The sequence below is a fragment of the Phenylobacterium sp. genome (genome assembly GCF_036495085.1).
Classification (GTDB): domain Bacteria; phylum Pseudomonadota; class Alphaproteobacteria; order Caulobacterales; family Caulobacteraceae; genus Phenylobacterium.
In genome coordinates this window covers 28,641-48,771 of the sequence record NZ_DASXNL010000171.1, presented here as the reverse complement: position 1 = coordinate 48,771, position 20,131 = coordinate 28,641, and the positions used below count along the sequence as shown (strand labels likewise).

The following is a 20,131-nucleotide window of genomic DNA, read 5'->3' as shown; positions in this document are numbered from 1 at the left end:
CAATACATGTCGCAAGCGCGATTAGGCTCGCGCCAAAATAAGCATACCTCAAGATGAGCCCCCTCTTGTTTATGGACGCCCTCTTGGATGCCTCCCCCTATGTTTTGTTTTGTTGGGTACACGATGGTTGAATTCTGCGACCTGTCCATCTCGGCTTGCTAGAAAGGTCCGAATACGACCAAATTCCGTCGGGTCCGGCGCGAAATTGAACAGAGCGGCGCCTTGGATTTCGGCGCCGGGGGCCAAAGTCCCGCTTTGGGAGGGGCAAGCCATTCAGGGCTTGGTTCACCCGCGCTCGGCCGGGACTCCGGTTTTTTCGCGACGGCAGCGACTCGCAGCAGCGACGATTACCGTGCAGTCGCAACAGGTTCGTCGAACTCGGAGATGTGATAACCGGGATGTCCGGGCGAATGTCGCCGCGATGGGTCGGGGGCGCAGATGGCGGACAAGGTGAAGGTTGCGATCCTGGGCGGCGGGGTGGGAGCGCTAAGCGCAGCCTACGCCCTGAGCGAAGTCGACCCGAACGGCGAGACGTATGAGATCACCCTTTATCAACTGGGCTGGCGGCTCGGCGGCAAGACGGCGAGCGGACGCAATCAGCTCTATGGCCAGCGGATCGAAGAGCATGGTCTGCACATCTGGGCCGGCTTCTACGAGAACGCCTTCACCGTGCTGCGAAGCGCGCTCCTCGCGCTTAACCGTCCTGCCGGCTCCCCGCAGGCGACCATCGAGACGACGTTCGAACGGCAGGATCAGATCTTCCTGGTCGAGCAGTACGACAACCAATGGCTACCCTGGCCGGTGTGGTTCCAGCCTGACCCGGACCCGACCGTCTATCCAGGGCGCGATAATCTCTTGTCGCCACCGGACTCGGTCCTGCCGTCACTGCCGACCCTGATCAGCCGCGGGATCGCCGCGCTCGCCTATAACTTCGAATATTACGCGCACGACTGGGGCGGCGATCCGCCGGCCGAGACGGCATCCAAAATCGCCGCGATGCCGCCACGTGTGAAGGCCGCGATCTCGACCTCCACACCGGCGACGACAGGCCACCCGCTGCTGGCCATCGCCCAAGGGCTCGCTGCTGACATCGCCGCCAGCCAGGGCGGCTTCAGCGAAGACACCCACGACGCTTTGATCGCCGTGGTGAGCGCTTTCAAAGATCTCGTCGAGGATCGCCTGGGCTCGTCAGGCCCCTTCACCGAGTTCCGGCGCTATCTGATCATGCTGAGCTTCGGAACGCGGATCGGCCTCGGCGTGCTGATCAACCACTGCTTCCAGCAGGGCCTGCACGTGCTCGACAAGTACGAGTTCCGACAGTTCCTGGAATTGACGGGCCCCCTCGACCCTGCCGTGGACAACGCGCTGGTCTCTTCGCTCTACGACTACACCTTCGCCTACCTCGAGGGCGAACAGCCCGTACTGTCAGCCTGCTCGGCGGTCCAGGGAATCCTGCGGCTCTTCCTGACCTACAAGGGCGGCTTTTTCTTCAAGGCTACGGCGGGGATGGGCGACACCATCTTCACCCCGCTTTATCAGGTGCTCCAACGACGCGGCGTGATTTTCAAGTTCTTCCATCAGGTCACCGGCCTGCAGCCGACAACCGACGGCTTCAACGTCGGGACGATCACCATGAACGAGCAGGTCGCGGTGGCGCTCGGGATGCCGGCCTACGAGCCGCTGGTGGAGGTGAACGGCCTGCCGACCTGGCCTGCACAACCGAAATGGGAAATGTTGCTGGGGGGCGAGAAGCTGGGCGCTGAGGGCGTCGACTTCGAAGACGTCCTGGACCCATTGCCACCGCCTGCCGCGAAGCTGACCCTGACCCGCGGCGTCGACTTTGACGAGGTCATCCTTGGCATTTCGGTAGGTTCGCTCGCAGAGCTCTGCGCCCCGCTCGCAGCGGTAAGCCCTGCGTGGGCGGACATGCTTGCCAGCCTGGCGACCACCCGGACGCAAGCCTTCCAGATGTGGCTCGACTGCGACCTGCCAGCGCTTGGCGGACCCTACGTCGTGCCGCCGACGCCGCCGGGCGTCTTCTGGCCGATCATCCCGCCGCCGATCATCCCGCCGACAACCTCGACGCCCCCTGCGCCCCCCTCCGCCCCGATGATGGGCCCGATCGCGACCGGCTACCTGAAGCCGTTCGACACCTATTCGGACATGTCGCAGCTGCTTGCCGCCGAAGCCTGGCCGACGCCGGCGATCGGGCCGAAGTCCATCGCCTACTTCTGCTCGACCATGCCCGACAACGCCGCGCCCAATCAGCAGGCGGCCGCCGATGCGGTGGTCAAGCAGAACGCCCTGAGTTGGATGGCTTCGTCGCTCTCGACCCTTTGGCCCAACATCGAGATCAGCGGCGACTTCCAGTGGCAACTGCTGCACGCGTCGAGCGACCTTTCCGGCCCGGCGCGCTTCGATGAGCAGTTCTGGCAAGCCAACATCAACCCGAGCGAGCGCTACGTGCTCAGCCTGCCGGGGACCCTCGGCCATCGAATGGAGCCCGGCCTGTCGGGCTTCGACAACCTCTACCTGGCGGGGGACTGGACGAAGGTCCCGGACGTCAACGCCGGCTGCGTCGAGGTGGCCTGCATGTCGGGTCTTGCGGCGGCCGCAGCGCTTTCGGGTGTCGACATCCCGATCGTCTCCAGCAACACATTGTTCGTCCAACCGCAGTTCGTGAACTTCGGCGGCTGGACCGCGCTTCCGCCGCCGCCTTCGGTGTGCCAGGGGGCGCAGGTCTACAGCTGGGGCTTCAAGGCCGACCACGCCGCCCTGCAGCGCTTCCTCGACCGCTCGTTCAACAAGGTCGCCGGACGCCGCCGCTTCCGGCCGCTTATCGACATGGCTTTCTTCGCGGTTGTGGACTGCGCCCAGCTCAGCCCCGGCACGCCGCCCTATTCGCTCGAGGGTTCGATGTCGGAGACCGACATGGGCTTCTGGATCCTCGTCGGCGCCTACGACATGGGGGACCTCATCCCCAGCTCGATCGCCTGGGTTCCCGCCTGCCTGCTCGTGAATAACGACTATACCTCGGCCTCGGGCCGCGAGATCTGGGGCTTCCCGAAGTATTCAGCCCAGACCAGCGTCCCGGGCGAACCACCCTCGAACGGCCCGTTCCAGGCCTCGGCCGTCGTCATCGAGAAGTTCGCCCCAGCCGCCAAGGCCGCCCTTACGCAGATCTTCAGCATGCAGGGCACGGACATCCGTTTCACCGGCCTCAACGGGGTCGCGTTCGAGATCTTCAAGGCGGTCGCCAAGGTCGCCCACCCCGGCATGCTCGCGGCGCTGGAGCAGATGCATGGCGACCATCCGTTTGTGCCGGGCTCGGGCGGCCTGCCGGCGCCGGTGTTCTTCCTCAAGCAGTTCCGCGCGGCCGATAGCTCCAGCGATGCCTGTTACCAGAAGACACTGACGGGCGCGCTTATCGTCGACCAGGTGCACCGCGGGGGGCTTCTGACTGGCCAATGGCAGCTCGACCTCACCCATACCGACAGCCTGCCGTTCGTCCGGGAACTCGGCCTGGGCTCGCCTACCGACGGCAAACTCGTGCTCTCCACCGATATCGGCCTCTGGGCGAACGTCGACTTCACCGTCGGCCTCGCGAGCGAGTTCTAGCCTCCGGCAGCCGCCGGCGCCGCCCTGGCGGCGCGTTGCCCCTCGGCTAGCTCCACGAACCTTTGGGCGCCTTGCGCTTGGGCGAGCGTGATAGCGGCATTGAGGGACCTATCGACCTCTTCCGGATCGCTGTCCGCAAGGCGCTCCAGAATCTCGGCCCGCCGCCGGTGGATCGGCGACAGCCAAAAGAGCTCGCCCGAGCGCTCGATGGTCTCGATGGCCTGATCGATCGACCGCATTGCGGCGGCCAAATCGCCCAGATCCGCGTGAAGCGACGCCACGGCTCCTTGCTTGTATCCCAGAGTGTGGAGCTGCCCTTGCCGGTTAAGCTCGGCGACGTCGCGCAGCACCATTTCAAGCGCCTCAGCAGGATTTCCCAGGCAGCCGATAGCGAGGTCGCGCATGAACGAGGCATGCGGGGCCACCGCAATGTAGCCCTGCCTGTCACAGAGTCCGACCGCCTCCTCAGCGAAAGTGAGCGCCGTGGCGAACTCGCCGATGGAAATCGCATGGTAGGCGTACCAGAAGAGCCCATAGGCATGGCTGAATGTGCGGTCGAGCAGGCGCGCATGAGCAAGGAGCCGGCGTGAGGCACGATCCGCCGCGGCGTCCTCGCCCATCGCATAGTAGAGCTCCTGTAACGGTCCCAGGCACTGGATCAGCGGGTCCTGCGGCGTAACCGGAGGCAGCTGCGAGCCGTCATTGTCGACGTAGAGCTGCACTGAGGCTTCGAGATGCTTGCGCGCCTCGGCCAATCGCCCCTTGGCCCAGAGCACATAGCCCAGCGCGCACTCGCCTTCGATGCGGTGGACCGGCTCCAGGGTCTCCAGGCCGATCTCGTGGCAACGGCGCGCAAGCTGCTCGGCGGTTTCCAGGTCTCCGGCGACGATGGAGAAGGCGCAGATGCCGCGGAGCACGGCGAACAGTCCCGCGACATTGCCGAGCGCGTCGCAGATCGTGCGCGCCTGGCCCAGCACCATGCCGACCTCGGGAGCCGAGTATCCGCGCGCGGCCGCAAGGCTTACAGCCAGGCCGATCAGAAGCTGCAGCTCGATCGCCACGTCGGCGGGATCGCGAGGTGAGCTGCGCAAATGAGTGAGGGCTCGCTGCAGATAGTCGACCGCCTCGAAGTGCGCAGCTTTGGCCGCTGCCTGGGCGCCCGCCTGAGCCCACAGCGGTATGGCCTCGGCGATTGCGCCTGCGCGAGCGAGGTGGTGCGCCAGGAGCCCGGGATCGAGCATCTCGATATCCGCGACTTCGCTGCGCAGGGCCGCGGCGATGCGGCCATGCAGCGCCTCGCGCTGACGCTTGGGCAAGGAGTCGTAGGCCGCGTCGCAGATCAGCGCCTGCCTGAAGACATACTGGCTTTGGGGCGGGACACCGCTGCTGTCCACCAGGCCCGACTTGACGAGATCGCGCAGCGCCTGTCGCAAATCGGCTTGCGACTGCTCGGCGACGGCGGCGATCAGCTCGTAGGAAAAGCGTCGTCCGATCGCTGCGCCCACCCGGGCCACCTGCTTGGCCGCTCCCAGGCGATCGAGGCGGGCGATCAGCGAGTCCTGCAGCGTGCTGGGGATCGGCAGTTGCTCGGCGCCCTGCGCGCCGCCGGCGTCGGCCAGCGCCTCGAGCACCGACTTAGTGATCTCCTCGATGAATAGTGGGACCCCATCGCCGCGAGCCAGGATCTGCCGGACGATCTCGGCCGGCAGCTGTTCCTCTGTATCGATGGCGCCACAGATCCGCTGCGCATCGGCACGATCGAGCAGGCCCAGGCGGATGTGGGTGACGTCAGAATGTTCGGACCAGCCGCACTTGAACTCCGGACGTGCCGTGGCGACGATCAGCCAGCGCTGGTCAGCTGCGCGCCGCACGGCCCGATCGAGCAGATCGAGCGTCGTCGGGTCGGCCCAGTGCAGATCCTCGACGACGAACAGCGCTGGTCCTTCGGCTCCCCGCCGCGCCATGATCGAGAGCAGCAGGTCGATGGTCATCGCCCGGCGACGGTCGGCGTCAGGTCGGCCACCGGCCTGCGCGTCGACGTCCGAGATGCCAAGAAGATCGCTGAGCACCTCCGGCGCGTGCGGGTCATCGACGTTCGATACGACCAGCCAGCGCGCCAGCTTCTCGCGCCGGACCTCAAGGCCGTCGCGCCTTTCGAATCCGGCCTCGCGCTCAAGCGCCTCGGCCACTGGGCGAAGCGGCAACGCGCTATTGGCCGACCCGCAATTCCAGGTCATCGCGGTCTCGGCGCCGGGCGCGGTTTGCTGGAAGGCTGCGACCAGGACCGACTTGCCGATCCCGGCCTCGCCCTCGACCAGCACAACCTGGCCCGCGCCAACCTGAGCGCTCGCCCAACTGTCCCTCAGCGATGCGAGGTCGCCCGCCCGCCCGAACAGCGCCGCCGCATCGTCCCGGGCGCGGGCCTGCGAGCGGCTGGCGACGTGGATTGCGTCGACGACCTCGAACGCCCCGACCGGCCGTGCGCCGTCCTGTGGTGTCACCGCGCCCATGTCCCGGAAGTCGAACATGCCGTCGGTGATCCGTTGCGTCGCTTCGGCGACCAGGACGCCGTTGACCGGCGCAAGCGAGGCGAGCTGGGTCGCAAGGTGCGGCGACTCGCCCACGATGTTCGGCTCACGCGTCCCGCCAGCCGTTTCTCCGACCACAACGAGCCCGGTCGCGATCCCAACCTGAACCCCGACGCGCAGGTCTGCCGGAAGATCGATATCGACGGCTTCGCGGCAAAGGGCCAGGCCGGCGCGCACCGCATTGGCTCCCTCCTCCTCGTGCGCCCGCGGCCAGCCGAAGTGGGCGAGCACGCCGTGGTCCAGGCGCTTCGCCACCGTTCCGCCAAATCGCGGGATGACCTCCTCGCAAAGCCGGCCATAAGCCTCGACGACCAGCATCAGGTCTTCCGGGTCAAGCCGGCTGGAGAGCGACGTCGAGTCTGCGGTCCGACAGAAAAGCGTAGTGATCTGCCTGCGTTCGGACACCGTTCTTTGGCCGGGCGCGTCGGAAGGCTTGGCCGCCCCAGGCCACGGCCGGTGTCCGGTGACCGCCGCGTAGCTGGCCCTCACCGAGCGCCACTCCGCCGCCTCGGCATCGCCTGACCACGACGAAAGGTCGATGCAGTGGATCTGGTCGTAGGGCAAAGGAAGCGAGCAACCATCGAGCCGGACCTGGACGAGCTTGCCCATTTCGCGGGCCCGTGAGGCTTCGGCGCGCACCCAGTCGGACTTCACCGCTTCTGCCGACCACAGGACCAGGACCGCGCCGGCGGCCTCGAGCGCTTCTTCTATGGCGTCGGTGAACGAGCGGTGCGCCAAAAGGCGGTCATCGATCCAGACGTCGCACCCGTCGCCTTCCAATGCGCGCGCGACCATCCTGGCCCGGTCGGCTGTGGGCCTTGCGTAGGAGACGAAAATCTTCGTGCCTGTCACGCCGCCCCCAAACCAGATGCGCGCACCACCCAGGTGGCGCCAGGACACTACCGGCCGCCTTGTTCGCCCGACCCGGATCGATCCCAGCGACGACCCACCACGCTCAAGGCTTCCTGCCGACGAGTCGAGCCGCTGTCGCGCCTTGCCGCCATGGCCGCCCATCGGCAAGTTGGCCCCAGCCCCTCTTGCGGGCAAGAGCAATCGTCGGGAGCATATCGGTGGCTGCAGCAGCGATATGGCAGTGGTCCGCCGTTCAGACGGCCGATGCGCTCAAAGCAGGCGAAATTTCCTCAGAAGAGGTCGTAGGGGCGCATGTCGAGCGTATGCGTGCGGCCAATCCGGCCATCAACGCCGTTGTCATCGACCTTAGCGGACCCGCCCTCGAGGCGGCGCGGGCGGCCGACCGCGCCCGCGCGCAAGGCGCCGAGCTCGGCGCGCTGCACGGGGTCCCAGTCACGATCAAGATCAACATCGACGTCGAGGGGCAGGCCAACTCCAACGGCGTTGTGGCCTTGCGCGACAACATCGCGCCTGCCGACTCTCCGGTCACCGCCAATTTCAAGCAGGCCGGCGCTATCATCCTTGGGCTGACCAACACGCCCGAATTCTCCCTGCGCGGCTTCACCGACAACCCGCTGCATGGCCTGACACTTAATCCCTGGGACAACACCGTGACCTGCGGCGGCTCGTCCGGTGGCGCGGCCGCTTCCATCGCCTCGGGGATCGGGACTATCGCCCACGGCAACGACATCGGCGGCTCGCTACGCTGCCCGGCCGCCTTCAACGGCGTCGCCACCATAAAGCCGACGCAAGGGCGGATCCCGGCCTTCAATCCGAGCGCGGCCGTCGAGCGCCCGATGATGGCGCAGTTAATGTCGACACAGGGCCCAATCGCCCGCGAGGTGGCCGATGTGCGCCTGGCGCTCGAGGTCATGAGCCGCCGCGATCCGCGCGACACCTGGTGGGTCCCCGCCCCCCTGGTCGGCCCGCCGCCAGCAAGGCCGATCAAGGTCGCGGTGGCCAAGCTCCCCTCGGACATGCAGACCGACCCCGAGGTCATGGCCCTTCTCGGCAAGGGGGCAGATCATCTCGCCGACGCAGGATATGAGGTGAGCGAAGTCGCTCCGCCCGATGTCTCGGCGACGTGGCAGCTTTGGTGCGACCTGATTTCGACCGAGATCTCCACCCTCCAGGCCGGCCAGATGCGCGAGCTCGGCAGCCCGGACTTCAATCACTCGCTCGACGGCCTCCTGGCTCTGGCCACGATCCTCGATGGCGAGGGCTACATGAAGGCCATCGCCCACCGCTCCCGATTGCTGCGCGAATGGCTACTGTTCCTCGAGAGCTACCCGCTGGTGCTGGCCCCGGTCTCAGTCAGGCGAACGCCGGGGGTGAATGCCGACCTCGGCGGCGACGAGGCGGTCCGGGCCTTCTTCTGGAACGACACCCGGTTCGTATCGGCAATCAGCCTCCTGGGGCTTCCCGTCGCCGTCGCGCCGGTGGGGCTCGCAGGCGGCCACCCCGTCGGCGTCCAAGTGATCGGCTCTCGCTACCGCGAAGACCTCTGCCTCGACGCCGCCGCAGCGATCGAGGCCCGCGTGGGCGTCCTGGCCCACACCCTGTGGGCGCGCTAGGCGGGGGCTTCAGACGCTCAGGTCGTTCATCGGAAAAAGCGACTGTCTCTTGTGGCGGCGGAGCTTGTGACCAACCGGGTGCGTTGGGGTGGGGGAGGAATTCATGCGTCCAGGTCTCTTGGGATTGTCGTCAGCCCTTGCGCTGTCCGCGACTGCGGCCGTGGCAGGGGAGGCCTTCGTCGGAGCTTACGCGCATGACGTGCACGTCTTCGCGCTCGGAGGCTACGAGGACGGCGCGCAAATCGCTGCCGGCTACCGGAGCGATCCGCTAAGCTCGCTCCGGGTCGTAGGGAGCCCCAGCGCCTATGGGTTCGCCGCGGCCAACACCGCGGGCGGGGTGAACTACGCGGCGGCCGGACTTTCCTGGCGCTTCGGCGATCGCCTGTTCCTGCGCCCCGGGGTGGGCCTGGCGATCCAGGATGGGGAAGTGCACAAGTTTCAGGAAGGCGACACCCTCAACCTGGGCTCCCGCGTCCTGGCCGAGCTTGAACTGGGACTGGGCTGGCAGATAAACCCGCGCACGTCGGTGGAAGGCTCCTACGTGCATTTGAGCCATGGCCAGCTGGCCGGCCGTCAGAACCCCGGACTGGATGACGTGGGCCTGCGGCTTTCCATCAGGTTCTGACCTGCGCTGCGCCCCTCATTCCTCGAAGCTCAGCCGGTAACCAATCCCCGGTTCCGTGAGCAATAGCTCCGGACTTGCGGGGTTGGCCTCCAGCTTCTGGCGCAACTGAGCCATCAGCACACGGACGAACTGGGCGTCGGCGTTGGTGTCCATGCCCCAGACGGCGGTAATGATCTGACGATGGGTGACCACCTGCCCGGCATGACCGGCCAGGATGCGAAGGAGTTGGTATTCGCGCGGCGTCAGCCTGACCTCCTCGCCCTCGACCAGCACGCGCCGGGCCGGGAAGTTGATCTCGAGCCCCCCGAATTGGAACTTGGGCTGCGCCGAGAAGCGCCTTTCGCGCCCGCGCAACACCGCCCGGATCCGCGCGAGCAGCTCGCCCACCCCAACCGGCTTGTTGACGAAGTCGTCCGCGCCAAGGTCCAGCGCGGCGATCTTCTCGCTCTCGAGATCGCGCGCTGAGAGCACGATGATCGGGGCGTCGGACCACTCGCGGATTCGCTGAATCACCTCCTTGCCGTCGATGTCCGGCAGGCCAAGATCGAGGATCACCACCTCGCTTGGTTCCCCGGCCAGCTGCGCCAGCGCAGCTTCACCGTTTTCCGCCGCGGTCACCGAGAATCCCGCCGCGGCCAGCGCCGGCGTCAACGCACGCACGATCTGCGGCTCGTCGTCGACGATCAGCAGCCTGTCCGACCCCATCATAACGCGTCCCTCGTCACCCTTTCGCCGCTGGGAGCACCAACGACATAACCAGCCCGCTCGGGGCATCAGAGCGCAGCGCCACGCTCGCCTGACCGCCCATGCCCTGCATCACCCCACGCACGATGGAAAGTCCCAGGCCGGTGCCGGGCGTCCGCTTGGCGGCCGAACCGCGGTAGAACTTGTCGAACAGCTTGCCGAGCTCGGCCTGGGCCACGCCCGGCCCCTCGTCGGCCACCTGCACCACGACCTTGTCCTCCTGCGGGAAGCTGACCAACGAGATCGTTCCCCCGTCAGGGCTATAGCGCACGGCGTTTTCCAGTACATTGCCCAAGGCGACCTCGAAGAGCACCGGGTCTCCCATCGCCACACCCGCCCCGTCGCCCAGCGCGCAGACGATCCGCCGCTTGCCGCGCAGGCGCTCAAAGCGCCGGCGCGTGCGGTCGACCACTTCGGCCAGGTCGAAAGCCTCACTGTCGACGTCGAGCGCACCGCTCTCCAGTCGCGTCATATTCAGCAAGTTGGTCACGAAGGCGTTCAGCCGTTCGGTCTCCTCCTGGATGGTTGCGATCAGGTCACTGCGGGTCTTGGCGTCGAACTGATCACCGAACTCCTGCAGCGAGCTGGCCGAGGCCAGCACGGCGGCCAGGGGGGTGCGCAAGTCATGGGATATGGATGACAGCAGGGCGTTGCGAAGGTCGTCTGTACGCGAACGGGCGTCAGCGTCGGCCTTGGCCACCGCCAATTGGGCACGCGCCGTCGCCGCGGCCCCGGCATCGGTCAGGATTTGAAGCAGGCTCTCCTCGTCCGCCCCCAGCGGCGGGTCCGCCCGCCATCCCGCCACGGCTCCGCCGATCATGGCCCGCAGCCGCCAACCTGCCGCCTCGACGGTGCCCGGCTCCTCCGCGCCTTCCGCCGCCAGCGCGCGCGCCGCCGAGAGCACCATGGGCGGGGGCGCTTCGCCGCCGCCGGCCAGGTTCATCACCTCGCCATCCAGCACGAAGGCCCGTCCGCCGGCGGCCGCCGCCAGATGGTCGGCGAGTCTGGCGCGGATCAGGGTCGGATCATCGGACACCGAAAATTCGCGGGTGCCCTCGAACAGAACCGCGGTCGCCAGCGCGCGCGCCTTGGCTCGTTTGGCCTGGTCGCGCACCCGCCCGGTCAGATTGCCCATGAGCACGGCGACCACTGGGAAGGTGAGCAGAACCAGCGCGTCCTCGGCCGTGTAGTGGGCGAGGTTGAACGTCGCCGAGATGTACCAGTTGTAGATGACGAAGGAGATGATCGCGGCGAGGTAGCCTGGCCCCGAACCGACCAGGTAGGAGGTCACCAGCACGCCGACCAAGAAGACGCCGGCGATCCGCGGCGAACCCGTCAGCTTGTGCAGCACTTCGGCTAGCGCCCAGGCGACAGCCACGACGCCGAGAGCGACGGCGTAACGGCCGATTGCGCCCTGCCGGTCGATCCAGCTCGATGACGATGGCAGGCGGCGGGACAAGGCTGAGGCTCGCGAAAAACTTAGATGGGGCTTTGGGCGCGCCCATTCGGCGGCATTCGACGCCGCTGGCAAGGCTAGACTGCAGCGCGGCCGCGGCTGGGCCAACTATGCGAAGGTTATGAAGAGATCAGCTCCGCCATCCGCCGGACCGTGTTCCAGTTCCGCGCCGTCCCACGCAAGCTCAGGGCTCGCTCGATCATCGCCGCCGTGAGCCTGCTCTCGCCGATGCCGTCCGGATAGGTCGCGTACAGACATCCGGGACCTGGGGCGACTTCCTCCCGGCCCTTGATCCGGCCGCGCAACGCCTGGACCTCCGGCGCGCCCGGATCGCCCCTCAGGAACACGACCAGCATGTGGCTGGGATTGTCCCTCGTCATCGCCGCGAAAGGGTTGGCCGCCATAACGGCGGCAAGCTCGGCCCCGTCGCGCGCGTATACCTCGGTGGTTTGGCCCAGCGTGGATTCGAGCCCTGCCGCTATGGCGGCCTCCAGTTCTGTGTCGGCCGAATGGGCTGAGATCACTGCATTGCCGGTGGCGAGCAGCGTCAGGGCGTCCGGATATCCCGCCGCGGCCAGCGCCCGCTTGAAGTCGGCCGAGGTCAACCGACAGCCGGCCAGATTGACCGCCCGCAGGAACAACCCGACCCGCTGCATTCTCAGAGGTCCGCCTGCCAGGCCAGGAACTCCGGCCGCTCCAGCAGCCGCTCGGCGTAGACGCCTGCCGGCCCGGTGTCGCCGAAGTCCGAAAGCTTCACGCCATAGGTGCGAAATCGCGTCGCCACCGGCGTGAAGAAGGCATCAGCGATACCCCACTCCGTCCCGCCCAGCCACGGGCCGCCGAATCGCGAGAGCATCGCGTTCCAAAGGGCCACGATCCGGCGGATGTCCTTGTGCGTCGCCTCCGAGAGCGTGGTCACGTGAGGCTCGCGCATCAGGTCCATAGGGCACTCGCCGCGCAGCGACGCAAACCCTGAATGCATTTCCGCCGCCGCCGAACGCGCATAGGCTCGCGCCTCCCTGTCCGCCGGCCACAGGCCCGCCTTGGGAAATCTCTCCGCCAGGTATTCGCAGATCGCGAGCGAGTCGGAGATCACGACATCGCCGTCCTTCAACGCCGGCACCAGTCCGCTCGGCGAGTGCGGCAGGATCTTGGCCTCGGTCAGACCGTCCGCCTGGCGCAACTGGATCAGCGTCTCGTCGAACTGGGCGCCGGTCTTCTTCAACGCCAGCCACGGCCGCATCGACCACGTTGACCAGGCTTTGGTGCCGATCACCAGTTCCATCGGGTAAGCTCCTCGCCGGTTGCAGCACTCGGGAAACGCAGCCGAGACCTCCGACGAAAGGGCCTAGGCCGGACCGGCTTTCAAGTCCACATCTCGCGCGCCACCACCCAAGGTCGAGCATCAACACCACCTCAAGTCGTAACTGCGGCCCCGGGAGGATCCAAGCTCCGGGGCCCTGACAGTCGTGTAGGAGGACTTCGATCCGCCCGAAGCGCCTTCAGGCTTCGCGTCACGCACGAGCCGGACTAGGTTGAGGCCAGTTGGATCGGGGGATTTCATGCGTACGATATTGAGGGCTGCGGCGCTCGCGGCGACGTCCTTTCTTGCCTTTCAGGCTTTTGGCCCCGTGGCCATTGCTGCGCCGGCTCTGCCGCAATCCACGGCCGCCAATGAAGATGCTCGCTTCACCGCCTTCCTGGACGCCGAGTTCGCCCAGGAGCTCAAGCTCCGGCCTCAACTTGCCACCCGACTCGGCCTCAAGGACGGCGAAGACCAACTCGACGACATCAGCTCTGCCGGCCTCCTGAAGCGCCTTGAATGGCGCCGCGCCAGCGTGGCGCGGATGAAGGCGCAGTTCGACCGCGCCAAGCTCTCGCCCGCAGCGCAGGCCAGCTACGACATCTGGGCGCTTGAGCTCGACCGTGCGGAGCTGACTTACCGCTTCCGCCGCGACCAGCCGCCCTTCTACTCGTTCCTCTATTCGGTCCATTCCGAGCTGCCGAACTTCCTGATCAACACTCACGTGGTGCAGGACGCTTCCGACATGCGGGCCTACGGCGCGCGCCTTCGCGCGCTCCCCGCCGTCCTCGATACGGCCATCGCAGAGAGCCGGCTGTCGAGCGCCGAAGGAATCCGCGCGCCGCGCTTCGAGATGGAGCGGGTGATCTCCGGAAGCCGCACGATCGTCACCGGCGCGCCGTTCGACGGCGGGCCGGACTCACCGCTGTGGGCCGACGCCAAGGCCAAGGTCGCCAAGCTGGAGGCCGCCGGCAGGGTCACGCCGGCGGAGGCGCAGGCCCTGATGAACGACACCCGGGACTCGCTCATTGCGATCAAGCCCGCCTACCAGCGCGTCATCGAATGGGCGCAAGGCGAACTTCCCAAGGCGCCCAGCGGCCGCGTGGGCGCGATCTCGCTGCCGAACGGCAAGGCCTGGTATGCCGCTGCGCTCAGGCTCAACACGACGACCGACCTGACCCCGGAACAGGTCCACCACACGGGGCTTTCCGAGGTGGCGCGGATCGAGGCCGAGCAGGACGCACTCGCCCACAAGGCCGGGTTCAAGGACCGCGAGGCCTATTACGCCGAACGCGCGCGCCTGTTCCCGCCGCAACCCTGGACTGACGAGTTGCGCGCGGACTATCTGCGCCGCGCCAACGAGACCATCGCCCACACCCGCAGCCTGCTGCCCGCCTGGTTCGGCGAACTTCCGGCCTACCGGGTCGAGGTTGTGCGCGAGCCCTCGTTCAGCGAGGTCGCAGGCGGTGCTGCGCATGCGGCCGGCCCCAGTCCCGACGGCGCGCGGCCGGGCCGGGTCTACGTTCACCTCCTCGGCGTGACCGACGACCCGGCCGACGTCTACAACCTGATGTGCCACGAGGGCATCCCGGGCCACGTGCTTCAGGGCGACATCCAGGTCCGGCAGCAGGGAACTCCGAAGTTCCGCAAGGCCTACGGCTATGTCGCCTATGCCGAGGGCTGGGCGCTCTATACCGAGGCTCTCTGCAAGGAAATGGGCGTCTACCCCGACACCGCCGCCGACTTCATGCGGCTCGACGCCGAGCTGTTCCGGGCCGCTCGCCTAGTCGTCGACACCGGCATTCACGCCGAAGGTTGGACCGAGGACCAGGCCGTCGAATACCTGATGACGACGGGACGGCGCCCTGCCGCCCAGGCGCGCTCCGAGGTCCGCCGCTACATCACCTTGCCGGGGCAGGCCACCGGCTACAAGATCGGCATGCTCAAGATCCTTGAACTGCGCCACAAGGCCGAGCGCGAACTCGGGCCCAAGTTCGACATCAAGGGCTTCCATGACCTGCTCGTGGGCTCCGGCTCGCTCCCCCTGACGGTGCTCGAGCATCGGGTCGACGATTGGATTGCGGCCCGACGATGATCTGCCGCCCCTGTCCCCGTGAGGACGTACGAAGCGTCACCCTGTCGCGGCCCCGGCGTGACCTTAAGGCCAGTTATCGGCAGCTTCCCCCTGTTCACCCCCCTGCCCCGTCGCTACCCTTGACCCAAACACCGCCGCCCATTGTCGGGTAGGCGGGGCCGACTTCGGGGAAACGCCAGCAGATGACCGACACCACCGTGGGGACCTTGCGCGCCCCGCTCGCCGCCAAGCCCGCCTACTCAGAGAGCTACAAGCGCCTGGTGCTCTTCCTGCTGGTCGTCGCCTACACCTTCAACTTCATCGACCGGACGATCATCGCGACACTCGGCCAGCCGATCAAAGACACGCTGAAAATCACCGACACCCAGCTTGGCTTGCTGGGCGGGCTCTATTTCGCGCTGCTCTACACGTTGCTGGGAATTCCCATTGCCCGCCTTGCCGAGCGTTACAGCCGCGTCAGCATCATCTCGACGGCGATCGTCATCTGGTCGGGCTTCACCGCGCTCTGCGGGATGGCGACCAGCTTTGCGATGCTGGGCGCGTTCCGCTTCGGGGTGGGCATCGGCGAAGCGGGGCTCTCGCCGCCGGCCCACTCGTTGATCAGCGACTATTTCGAGCCCAAGAAGCGGGCCTCTGCGCTCTCGGTCTACAGCTTCGGGATACCGCTCGGCACCATGATCGGGGCGGTGGCCGGGGGGCTGATGGCCAAGTACCTCGGCTGGCGAGCGGCCTTCATGGTCGTGGGCCTGCCAGGCGTCCTCATCGCGCTCTCCCTGAAGCTCCTGGTCAAGGAACCGCCACGCGGATATTCCGAGCCCGACGCCATTCCCGCACCGGTCGCCTATTCGCTTCGCCGCGAGTTCGCCGAGATGTGGGCGGTGATCAAGCTGCTCTTCGGCAAGTGGCCGATCCTCAACATGGTGCTTGGCATCACCCTCGTCTCGTTCGCAGGCTACGGCGGCGGCCAGTTCGCGCCGCCTTATTTCCTGCGCGCCTTCCACCTCGATTATGCGCAGGTGGGCCTGATCATCGGTCTGGTGGCCGGCGCCAGCCAGGGGCTCGGCACCCTGATCGGTGGGCCGCTCACCGACCGGATGTCCCGGCTTTCGCCACGCTGGTACGCCCTTGTCCCGGCGATCGGCGTAACGCTCGCCTTTCCGGCGCTCGTCGGTGTGTACACCGCCGGCTCCTGGCGCCTAGCCGCGATCTTCCTGCTGCTGCCGGGGGTGCTCTCTTACGTCTATCTCGCGCCCACGTTCGGGGTGATCCAGAACATGGCGCCCAGCCATCAGCGTGCGACAGCTGCGGCGATCCTGCTGTTCTTCCTGAACCTGATCGCGCTCGGCGGCGGCCCTCTCTTCACAGGCTGGGTGATCGACCACTTTTCGGCGTTCCACTACGCTCAGGCCGGCGCGACCGGCCACGCGGGAAGCCTCTGGGACGCGATCAGCGGATTCCGGTCTACGCATCCGGCGGAGTTCCAGGCTGCGTGTCCAGGCGGTAAGGCGGCGGTCGGCGCGAGCGAGGCCGCCAAGGCCGCCTGCGGGGGCGCCCTGGTCCTGGGTACGCGCCACGGCATCCTGGTCGCCTACGCCATCAGCCTCTGGGGCGCCTTCCATTACCTGCTGGGCTCGTTCGGCCTGGCGCAGGCGATGTCCAAGGCGCGCAGCGACCGCGGCGAGCGCGACTAAGGAGATCGACGAGCGTCACAAGAGGAAAGCAGGGCATGCGCAAGGCGGAGCGAACCAAGGCCCTCTACGCAGGCTCGTTCGACCCGGTGACCCGCGGCCACCTGGACATCATCGGCAAGGCGCTGGTGACCTTCGACGCCGTGCACGTGGCCGTCGGGACCAATGTCCGCAAGCAACGGGCGTTTGGCGTCGAGGAGAGCCTGAGGCTTCTCAGGCGCTCGGTCGTCGAACTTTGGCCAGAGGCCGATGGCCGGGCCGACGCGGGACCGGCTGACGGCTCGCTGTTTGCGGGCGCACTGGAGATCGGGGAGTTCACCAATCAGAGCTTGATCAGATACGCCCGGACTATTGGTGCGACCCACATCGTCAGGGGTTTGCGCGAGGCCAGCGACTTCAACGAAGAGTTCAATCTTCACGGCGTCGCCGGGCGCATCGATCCCTCGATACCGATGGTGCATTTCATTTGCGATGCGCGGTTCCTGCACGTCTCTTCGAGCACCGCAAAGGAGTTGGACGCGATGGGCGAGGATGTCGCCTGGCTCGTCATGCCCTCAGTGCAGGCTGCGTTTCGCGCAAGGCGCAGCGTCGGGTAGCGGCGCCGGACGGCTCAGAAGGCCAGCGAAAAGTCGGTTACGAAGGTGAAGCCGTTGCCGCCCACCGGCAGTGGGTAGGCAGTGTAGCCGACCGGCGAGTGGTCGACCCAAAGGCCCATCACATTGACGCGGAGGTCTCTGCGCTCGAACGGGAAATAGTTTAAGCCGAGCGCGACATCCCAAGGATCGCCGTACTTGCCATATATTTGCGATCCTGAGAGGTAGAGTTGCAACGTCTTTGGCAGAAGCATGGCGGAGGCCTGCAACTGGAAGCCGGTGTCATACAAATGAGTGACCGGAACGAGACCTTCTACCTGAAAATTATTTAGCCACCGCGTATAATATTCAAACTCCAGTGCAAATCCTTTGTATTTTGCGGCCGCATCCAGCGCCATCATCTGATACTGGGCTTCGGTGATCCGTCCAGGGGTGTTGAAGGCGTTGACGGCAAACAGCAGGGTGCCGTCGGAAAGCCGGAGTTGGGTGTTTTCGATCGATTCCGTGTTGGGTTGGGACTGAGGGTTTTCCGTGCTGCGGGTGTAGTGAGCGCTGAACAGGGTCGCGAGCTTTTCGTGTCTCTCGAAGTCGCCAAAGCCGGCGCCTGGGCCGAACTCTCCCGTTGTCGGCATCCAGGTGAGCGCGCCGGACCAGGTGTTGAGCTTGGTGTCGAGCTGGCCGGCGTTGACGCCGAGCGCGCTTAGGTTGTTGGCCACCATCACGCGGTATTCCAGGCCCGTAGCAATCTTTCCCTCCGCCCAGATTCCCTGAGTGTACGATCCGCGGAAGAACTCATCGGCGATCGGCCGATTGTCGTTGCGAAGCCAATACGGAAATGTCCGGTTCGTAGATCTGGTCGACGGCAAGGAATGAATTCCGAAGTAAACTTTCAGGGCGTCGCTGAAGGTCCAATTGATGTTTCCCGCCACAACAACCTGAGCACCTAGACCTTGGCTCGCTTGAGATGTCCATACGTAGACATTGTATCCAAATTTCGGATCGAACAACCACCCTCTAAAGGTAAGTTGAACTTTCGCCAACTGGAAGTCTTGCCTCGGTTTAACGTTTAAAACGCGACCGAATGAGTCTGTATAGGTTTTGTCTAGATCTTGTTGATTCAAATATCGCAAATAGCTGACTATGCCCAGATCGACCTCTCCAACATCAGACCGCATGAGGATAAGTCCCTTCCCGGGCTCGAATCCTCCCCACTGGGTCGCCTTCACCTCTGCCTGCTGCGCCGGGATCGTCTGGATTTCGGGCGTAACGGCAGGCGCTGGGGCCGCCGAGGGGACCGCCGATGGCGTCGCACTCCCGTGGAGTTCGACCTCCAGCGCGCGAATGCGCGCGTCGAAGTCGCCCCGCATCATGAGCAACTCCTGCAGTTGCTGCTCCATGCGTTGCCGCTGCGCGTCGGTGACGGGGGTGGCCGCAGCCTGGTCGTCTGCCGCAGGGGTCGTCTCAGCGCCGGCGGACCGGGCGCTGAGCGCCAGCAGACCCAGGCCAAAGCAGACGCCCGCTGCTCCGGTACGTGGCCACGCCATCAGAGGCTTAGCTCTCCCCGCCCTGACCCTCATTCGACTTGTCCCCGACGCCCCGATTGGCTGCGATGTAAGAGCGTTCCCGGCAGGCCTGGGGCCTTGGGAAGCCGTGCGACCTACGTCATTGCCGTCAGAGGGGCGTGCTCGCACTCCGATGCTACCCGTGGGTATCCCCGGGTGATCACCTGATTCGGATCGCCATAATTTCGGGGACGGCGGCAGGTCCGGCCCCGCCCTAGGCGACCAGAGACGGCCCCGGATTTGAGCGCGTGAGTTGCGCCGCAACGCCAATTCGCCCACCGTCGACTCCCCGTCAGCGCAGAGGAGCGCCCGACCACGATGAAACTCTATTCCGGTGATCTCAGCCCCTATTCCGCGCGCGTGCGCATGCAGATCTACGCCAAGGGCATCTCAGACATTGCGATCGAACGCCCCGCGCACTTCGGGACCCCGAAATTCCGCGAGGACAATCCCATTGGCCGCATCCCAGTGTTGGATATCGACGGCGACCTGATGCCGGAATCCGAGGTGATCGCGGAATATCTGGAAGAGATCTATCCCGCCCCCTCGATGTTGGGCGCCAATCCGCGAGAGACGGCCCATATCCGCACGGTCGCCCGCATCGGCGACATCTACATCATGAACAACATGTTCATGCTGTCGCCCCAGAGCCGCGCGGCCACCCGCAATCAAGGAATCGTCGACCTGCTGGCGGGTCAGGTGGTGCGCAACATCAAGGCGCTGGACAGGCTGGTCGGCAAGGACGGCTTCGCCTGCTGCGGCCGCATCACGATGGCCGATTGCGCGCTCGTGCCCGGCCTCTTCCTGGTCGAGAACGTCCTGCCGTCCGTCGGCGTCGATAGCCCGATCCCGACAAACGCGAACGTCGCCGCTTACTGGGCGGCGATCCAGAAGAACGAACATGCCGCCAAGACCCTGGCCGAACTCCACCGTGGCCTCGAAGATCGCCGCGAGATGATCCGCAACGGAACGTTCGCGCGGATGATGGAGGCCGCAGCGGCGGCGCAGGCCGCCGCGGACGCGCAGGCCACGTCGAGCGCGGTCTCGTAAGCTAGGGTCGGAGCGCGAGGGCGTGGGATTCGACGTCCCGTTGAAGGGCGCTTATCCAAGGCAGAAATGACACATAACGACACAAAAGGCGCGCTCGCCGCGGCGTTGGTGGTTGCCGCACTTTTACGGACGCCCTCCATTCATCCGCGCGTTTCTCTCGTAGATTCTTGTTAAATAACCCATTTTGGAGGGACCAGGGGGAGACCCTGAAGGCTCTTCCGTAGGGTCAACTTTGGATTGCCAGAATGTTACAGGTTCGCTTGACAGGTGAACCAGGCGCACCGGTATCCTCCGCCATTGCACGGCGCCCCGCGGGCGAATGG

The 20,131-nt window shown here is 66.1% G+C and carries 13 protein-coding genes; 7 read left to right on the top strand and 6 right to left on the bottom strand.

The genetic code is table 11. From position 1 onward, the window contains the following. Window positions 1-438 precede the first annotated feature (438 nt). A complete protein-coding gene (locus tag VGI62_RS18810) occupies window positions 439-3,618 on the top strand; it encodes an NAD(P)-binding protein (protein ID WP_331506090.1) in 3,180 nt (1,059 codons plus the stop codon). Here the strand turns inward: VGI62_RS18810 and VGI62_RS18805 are convergent. Further along, window positions 3,615-7,106 (bottom strand): TIR domain-containing protein, encoded by a 3,492-nt coding sequence (locus tag VGI62_RS18805; protein ID WP_331506089.1) that lies wholly within the window; start codon window positions 7,104-7,106, stop codon window positions 3,615-3,617. The two genes, VGI62_RS18810 and VGI62_RS18805, sit on opposite strands and share 4 nt — an antisense overlap. Before the next feature lie 170 nt (window positions 7,107-7,276). Here VGI62_RS18805 and VGI62_RS18800 point away from each other — a divergent pair, with 170 nt between their 5' ends. Further along, window positions 7,277-8,692: an amidase family protein gene (locus VGI62_RS18800; protein ID WP_331506088.1), complete on the top strand. Its 1,416-nt coding sequence runs from the start codon at window positions 7,277-7,279 to the stop codon at window positions 8,690-8,692. Between the two features lie 103 nt (window positions 8,693-8,795). Continuing rightward, on the top strand, window positions 8,796-9,317 hold the full coding sequence (locus VGI62_RS18795) for an acyloxyacyl hydrolase (RefSeq protein WP_331506087.1): 522 nt from the start codon (window positions 8,796-8,798) through the stop codon (window positions 9,315-9,317). 15 nt (window positions 9,318-9,332) lie between these two features. Here the strand turns inward: VGI62_RS18795 and VGI62_RS18790 are convergent, their stop codons facing one another. The 4 genes from VGI62_RS18790 to VGI62_RS18775 all read right to left on the bottom strand — a co-directional run bounded on the left by VGI62_RS18790 (window position 9,333) and on the right by VGI62_RS18775 (window position 12,802). After that, complete coding sequence (locus tag VGI62_RS18790; RefSeq protein ID WP_331506086.1) at window positions 9,333-10,022, bottom strand: response regulator transcription factor; 690 nt, start codon at window positions 10,020-10,022, stop codon at window positions 9,333-9,335. Between the two features lie 16 nt (window positions 10,023-10,038). Beyond that, entirely contained in the window at window positions 10,039-11,520 is a 1,482-nt protein-coding gene (locus VGI62_RS18785; protein ID WP_331506084.1) for a sensor histidine kinase, read from the bottom strand. A gap of 116 nt (window positions 11,521-11,636) precedes the next feature. Beyond that, entirely contained in the window at window positions 11,637-12,173 is a 537-nt protein-coding gene (locus VGI62_RS18780) for a DUF1697 domain-containing protein (RefSeq protein ID WP_331506083.1), read from the bottom strand. Between the two features lie 2 nt (window positions 12,174-12,175). Then, window positions 12,176-12,802, bottom strand: a complete 627-nt coding sequence (locus VGI62_RS18775; RefSeq protein WP_331506082.1) for a glutathione S-transferase family protein — start codon at window positions 12,800-12,802, stop codon at window positions 12,176-12,178. A gap of 277 nt (window positions 12,803-13,079) precedes the next feature. On the opposite strand from VGI62_RS18775, the gene VGI62_RS18770 reads away from it, so the two are divergent. From VGI62_RS18770 to coaD, 3 genes are all read left to right on the top strand, one after another. Continuing rightward, window positions 13,080-14,915: a DUF885 domain-containing protein gene (locus tag VGI62_RS18770; protein WP_331506081.1), complete on the top strand. Its 1,836-nt coding sequence runs from the start codon at window positions 13,080-13,082 to the stop codon at window positions 14,913-14,915. Window positions 14,916-15,097: 182 nt separating this feature from the next. Further along, window positions 15,098-16,606, top strand: a complete 1,509-nt coding sequence (locus tag VGI62_RS18765; RefSeq protein WP_331506080.1) for an MFS transporter — start codon at window positions 15,098-15,100, stop codon at window positions 16,604-16,606. 35 nt (window positions 16,607-16,641) lie between these two features. Then, window positions 16,642-17,199 (top strand): pantetheine-phosphate adenylyltransferase, encoded by a 558-nt coding sequence (coaD, locus tag VGI62_RS18760; RefSeq protein ID WP_331506078.1) that lies wholly within the window; start codon window positions 16,642-16,644, stop codon window positions 17,197-17,199. Window positions 17,200-17,213: 14 nt separating this feature from the next. Here the strand turns inward: coaD and VGI62_RS18755 are convergent, their stop codons facing one another. Continuing rightward, complete coding sequence (locus VGI62_RS18755) at window positions 17,214-18,740, bottom strand: hypothetical protein (protein ID WP_331506077.1); 1,527 nt, start codon at window positions 18,738-18,740, stop codon at window positions 17,214-17,216. Window positions 18,741-19,076: 336 nt separating this feature from the next. Between VGI62_RS18755 and VGI62_RS18750 the strand changes: the two genes are divergently transcribed. Next, window positions 19,077-19,808: a glutathione S-transferase family protein gene (locus VGI62_RS18750; protein ID WP_331506076.1), complete on the top strand. Its 732-nt coding sequence runs from the start codon at window positions 19,077-19,079 to the stop codon at window positions 19,806-19,808. The last annotated feature ends 323 nt before the right edge of the window (window positions 19,809-20,131 follow it).